General features: G+C 50.4%; 4 protein-coding genes and 1 riboswitch. Of the genes, 1 reads left to right on the plus strand and 3 read right to left on the minus strand.

Features of this window, described 5'->3' with window-relative positions; all coding sequences use genetic code 11:
* Nucleotides 1–225: 225 nt before the first annotated feature.
* Together murI and btuB are read right to left on the minus strand one after the other, a co-directional pair.
* Nucleotides 226–1,083 (minus strand): glutamate racemase, encoded by an 858-nt coding sequence (gene murI, locus GKAS_RS22595; protein WP_035897681.1) that lies wholly within the window; start codon nt 1,081–1,083, stop codon nt 226–228.
* Nucleotides 1,028–2,911 carry a TonB-dependent vitamin B12 receptor BtuB gene (gene btuB, locus GKAS_RS22600; protein WP_035897682.1) on the minus strand — a complete coding sequence of 628 codons (1,884 nt, stop codon included), beginning with the start codon at nt 2,909–2,911 and terminating at the stop codon, nt 1,028–1,030. Before btuB ends, murI begins: the two co-directional genes overlap by 56 nt.
* A gap of 65 nt (nt 2,912–2,976) precedes the next feature.
* Nucleotides 2,977–3,163: riboswitch (cobalamin riboswitch) on the minus strand.
* Between the two features lie 114 nt (nt 3,164–3,277).
* Here btuB and trmA point away from each other — a divergent pair.
* The gene (gene trmA / locus GKAS_RS22605; protein ID WP_035897683.1) at nt 3,278–4,384 is read left to right on the plus strand and encodes a tRNA (uridine(54)-C5)-methyltransferase TrmA; all 1,107 of its coding nucleotides are present in this window, start codon (nt 3,278–3,280) and stop codon (nt 4,382–4,384) included.
* A gap of 357 nt (nt 4,385–4,741) precedes the next feature.
* On the opposite strand, the gene GKAS_RS22610 is transcribed toward trmA, so the two are convergent.
* Nucleotides 4,742–5,023, minus strand: a complete 282-nt coding sequence (locus GKAS_RS22610) for a hypothetical protein (RefSeq protein WP_035897685.1) — start codon at nt 5,021–5,023, stop codon at nt 4,742–4,744.
* Nucleotides 5,024–5,168: the final 145 nt, after the last annotated feature.

Here is a 5,168-nt window from a genome sequence, read left to right on the forward strand (position 1 = left end):
GCTTCGCTTTTTGTCAGCGGCGCGGGATGTGCATATTACGCTTTCCCGCTTCAGAGTCAAGCATTTAATTTCGCTTTTCTCTGTTGAGATTCTCAGGAGAACCTCGCTGACCCGGCGGCTTGTTTGCCGTTGTTCCGTGTCAGTGGAGGCGCATTATAGGGAGTTCTGAGACGTTGACAAGCCCTGTTTTAAAAAAACTTTTCAACCGTCTCTTTTTTGCTCAAATCAGGCAGAAACAGGCAGTTTTTCGAGCGTTTCAAAGCCGTAGCGCTGTAAAACGGGTAAAAGTTGCTCAGTTTCTGTCGTCAACGCCATGCAGTAAGCCAGATTCGCATCGCTGGATTTCGCATCCGGTGCTTCATGTTCTAACAACCAAGCCGTTCGACGGGCAATGGCTGCGCCGGAATCCACCAGGCGGGTACCTTCGGGAAGCACCTGCAGCAACTCATCCTGCAATAGAGGGAAATGGGTGCAGCCGAGCACGACGGTATCCGGTGGTTCCTGCATGCGCAGCCACGGACGCAGAATACGGCGCAGCTCTTCCAAAGGAACCGGCTCCCCGTGCAGCTTCGCTTCCGCCAGCTCCACCAGCTCGGCAGACCCCAGCATCTCGATACGGCATTCATTAGCAAAGCGTGAAATCAGCTCGTGGGTATAAGGACGTTTTACCGTGCCCCGCGTCGCCAGCAATCCTACGATACGATTAGCCGACAGACGTGCCGCCGGTTTAATGGCAGGCACGACGCCCACAACCGGGAAGGCAAACTTGTCGCGTAGCGCTGGTAAAGAGACCGTGCTGGCCGTGTTACAGGCGATCACCGCCAAAGCCAGCGGGTAGCGGGCCTGTACCGCGGTGACGATTTCAATAACGCGCTCAACGATAAACTCCTCGCTCTTCTCCCCATAAGGGAAAGCGACGTTATCGAATGCGTAGATGTAATGGAGATCCGGCAAGAGATGCCGGATCTCATCGTAGACCGACAACCCACCGACACCGGAGTCAAACACCAGTACGGTAGGACGTGGTTCAGAAGGTGTAGCTGCCAGACAAGGTGTATTCCCGTCCTGCAGTTTGGTAGCCATATGCTGTCTCGTAGTCTTTATCGAACAGGTTGGCTATTTTACCACGAACGGTCAGGTGTGAGGTGACAGGATATGACAATCCGATATCCCACAGGCTCACTCCGCCCATTTTAACCCGACTAGAGGTGCTTGTTGTCTCGTCGTAGTTGTTGTCATAACGCTGCCCCAAATATTGGTAAGCGATATTCCAGCCGAGATCGTAAACCTGCCCGGTGACTTCATACTTCACCTGCTGTTTCGCGCGACGAGCAAGTACCTGATTGGTATCGTCATCACGCGGATCAACATACTGCAGCGTAAGGTGATGTTCGACCGGGCCAGTTGTGATGTTCCCCGTCCACTCCACGCCTTTAATGGTGGCCGACTTCACGTTGACGTACTGGCTGTATTGGCTCGAGCTTTTATAATCAATCAGATTTTGAATTTCATAGTGGTATGTAGAGAGCCTCCAATCCAGCGGCCCCGTAATACCGTCAATTCCTGCTTCCCACTGTTTAGATTCTTCAGGCTTCAGATTCGGATTGGCAATGATGCCTCGGTTACTTCCATATGCATAACGCGTTGCACCATACTGCTGCCCCAAAGAAGGTGCCAGGAAGCCGGTACCATAAGAAAGCGTTGCGCGATAACCATCAACAAATTCCCAACCCGCTGCGGTTTGCCACGTTCCGTGCCAACCAAACTGCTCATCGTGGTCCTCACGGCCCGACGCCTCCAACGTAACGGAATCAATCTGCTGCTGCCCGGTCAGGTAAAGACCCGTCGTATCACGTTTGTAGGCATCGGTTTTGGTCGTGCTGCCGGAAACCAGTTTTTCCTGCTTCCAGTCAACGCCACCGCTAATCGCCCCATGCCCAACCTCAAGGTTGTTCCCCCACTGGATATAACGCTGTTCCATATCATCCAGCGTGGCTTGGCCCGCATAGCGGCCGAGGTTATTTGTGTAGTTATAGTCTTTAAGATGCTGATAGTTAGCGATCAATTGGGAGGAGTAAATGCCGGAGTTATAGCGCAGCCCCGTATCCCAGGATTGATTGTAGTTCTGAGCTTCGTCATTACCTTCGGGAGAACCATACATCGTATTCTGATCGTAATCGCTGTTAGCCGTGTACCCATAACCACGGAAGAAGCCCGAGAAGTTTTCATCAAACTTATGCTGCACGGCTCCCCAGAACAGTTTATTGCGATAGCCATCTCGGTCACTGTCGCCGCTGTAAGCCGAATCAGGGACAATATTAAACCCTTTGGTCGTCTGATAAGCACCCGCCGCCGTTATCATCGTGTCGCCAAAGCGCTTATTCACCGCGCCGTCATAGGTCTGGTAACCATTCGAACCCACCCCGGCATTGATTTGTGCGCGTTCATCGTCACTCATGGTAATGATGTTAACCACACCGCCGATAGCTCCCGATCCATAAACCGCAGAACGCGGGCCACGGATATACTCAATACGCTGCACCAGTGAGACCGGAATCTGTCCAATATCGACGCCGTTGGAAACACCTGGCCGCGCCATTGGGATCCCATCAATCAGCACCAGCACATGACGCGCTTCAGTGCCACGCACATATAGAGAAGAGCTATTTCCCATCCCGCCTGTCTGCGAAATATCGACTCCCGGCAGGCGACGCATCACATCATTCAGATCTTTGGACTGCCAGCGCTGAATATCATCACGAGTAACCACATCAGTAGGGGCCAGCACCGTATTTACCGGCTGTTGAAAACGGGTTCCCGTCACCACCATCGAGTCAGAATTGCTGTCTTGCGCCCAGCCGGAAAATGCCGTGACGGATAACGCCGTCATCAGCGAAGCTTTTTTAATCATTTTTAAAAGCATCCAAATAGAAAAGGGATGCCGCAGGTTTTATCAGTTGCTCGCGACGATAAAACCCCATGCGACGTTATCCGGCAGGTCTTCGGGCTTGGAGGCTATATAAAGAGGCGATGACTTCCCACGGCACGCCGCAGTGTCTGCATTAAATGCGCTCATCTCTTACCTTCCTTACCGCTGCGCGTCAGCCCCAGATTTACACTGGGTTCCCTTTTAACTCACAGGACCGGTACGGGGATGCTACATTTAGTTACATATAGATGTCCAGACTGCTATTTATGATTTTCACCTTCATCGGCGCTGGACATCCCCTGAACAAGCCCTACAATCCCCGCGTACTTTTATTATTCAGGATGCATCATGACCCCCGAACATCTCCCAACCGAACAGTACGACGCTCAGCTCGCCGAGAAAGTCACTCGCCTGCAAACGATGATGACGCCGTTTAGCGCTCCCGCGCCGGAGGTGTTTCGCTCGCCGGTCAGCCACTACCGTATGCGCGCGGAATTCCGCATCTGGCACGACGGTGATGACCTGTACCACATCATGTTCGACCAGCAGACCAAGAACCGCATCCGCGTAGACGCTTTCCCTGCGGCAAGCCAGCTCATCAACACCCTGATGACCGCCGTGCTCGACGGCGTTCGCGATAACCGCGCGCTGCGCCACAAGCTATTCCAGATTGACTACCTCACTACCCTGAGCAATCAGGCGGTGGTCTCGCTGCTGTACCACAAAAAACTCGACGACGAGTGGCGCGAACAGGCCGAAGCGCTGCGTGACGCGCTGCGCGCACAGGGGCTGAACGTGCACCTGATTGGCCGCGCAACCAAAACTAAAATCGCGCTGGATCAAGACTATATCGATGAGCGCCTGCCGGTTGCGGGCAAAGAGATGATCTATCGTCAGGTAGAGAACAGCTTCACCCAGCCGAACGCCGCGATGAACATTCAGATGCTGGAGTGGGCGCTGGATGCTACGCAGAATTCCAACGGCGACTTGCTGGAGCTGTACTGTGGCAACGGTAACTTCTCGCTGGCGCTGGCGCGCAACTTTAACCGCGTACTGGCGACCGAAATTGCCAAACCGTCCGTGGCGGCGGCGCAGTACAACATTGCGGCCAACCAGATCGATAACGTGCAGATTATCCGCATGGCGGCAGAAGAGTTTACCCAGGCGATGAACGGCGTGCGGGAATTTAACCGTCTGCAGGGCATTGATCTGAAAAGCTACCAATGCGAGACGATTTTCGTCGACCCACCGCGCAGCGGCCTGGACAGCGAAACTGAGAAGATGGTGCAGGCGTATCCGAACATTCTGTACATCTCCTGTAACCCAGAGACGCTGTGCCAGAACCTGGAAACGTTGAGCCAGACGCACAACATTTCACGCCTGGCGCTGTTCGATCAGTTCCCGTATACCCACCATATGGAATGCGGTGTACTGTTAACTTTTAAAAATCAATAAACAGCAATTAAAAATCACTTCAAAGTTCCCTGCATAATCGTATGTCGGGAACTTTATTTTTAATACTTTCTGGTAATCATTCTAAGTTACATCACCCTGCCCCAATGTAACGGGTGTCGCGACTACGGACTAAAGACAGTCGTGTTCACAATGAATACAGGCGAGTCATATATTGGGTGGCATATTAAACAGTTCTGGCTGAAGTCCAGTGGCGTTTATAATTATCGCAAGATCCATATCGGCCTGCATAATATCTAACAATAGAGCGGAATTTATTAGGTCAGAAGTGATAAAAAATATTTTTACACCATCCATGTGTGGCTCACTAGATGTGCCACACATGGATTGAGCAAGAAATCACTGCAATATTTTTATCGTTTTTTTCGAAAATTCAAATATTAGGTTATTGAACAAAGCATAAAGCATGGTTGAAATAGCAATCACACCAACTACGTGCATTAATGTCCCAACCAAAACCCATAAACTATTAACCTGCAATAAAAAAGGAGGCATCTTCATCGTTATCAACTGTATTTTCTCGATAACCAACCCACTAATTATACCATTAACAACAAACATATATGGTGATATTTTACCAGCAAACAATAAAAACTCAATAATGCCTTTGAAGTTACTCATTAATTTTTTAGAAAATAAAAATACCGTCAGCGATATATATAGGAATGACACATAAGTAAATGGGAATGCATATGGTATAAATATCGACAATACAAAAATAAAACAAAAGAATAGCAAAAAATAAAACTACTTGGTTTAAACCCAT

It is taken from the genome of Kluyvera ascorbata ATCC 33433, from assembly GCF_000735365.1.
GTDB classification, from domain to species: Bacteria; Pseudomonadota; Gammaproteobacteria; order Enterobacterales; family Enterobacteriaceae; genus Kluyvera; species Kluyvera ascorbata.

Bases quoted from the DNA above. Each gene is read 5' to 3' on its own strand.
- murI (WP_035897681.1), bottom strand. From the start codon at position 1,083: ATGGCTACCAAACTGCAGGACGGGAATACACCTTGTCTGGCAGCTACA.
- btuB (WP_035897682.1), bottom strand. From the start codon at position 2,911: ATGATTAAAAAAGCTTCGCTGATGACGGCGTTATCCGTCACGGCATTT.
- trmA (WP_035897683.1), top strand. From the start codon at position 3,278: ATGACCCCCGAACATCTCCCAACCGAACAGTACGACGCTCAGCTCGCC.
- GKAS_RS22610 (WP_035897685.1), bottom strand. From the start codon at position 5,023: ATGAGTAACTTCAAAGGCATTATTGAGTTTTTATTGTTTGCTGGTAAA.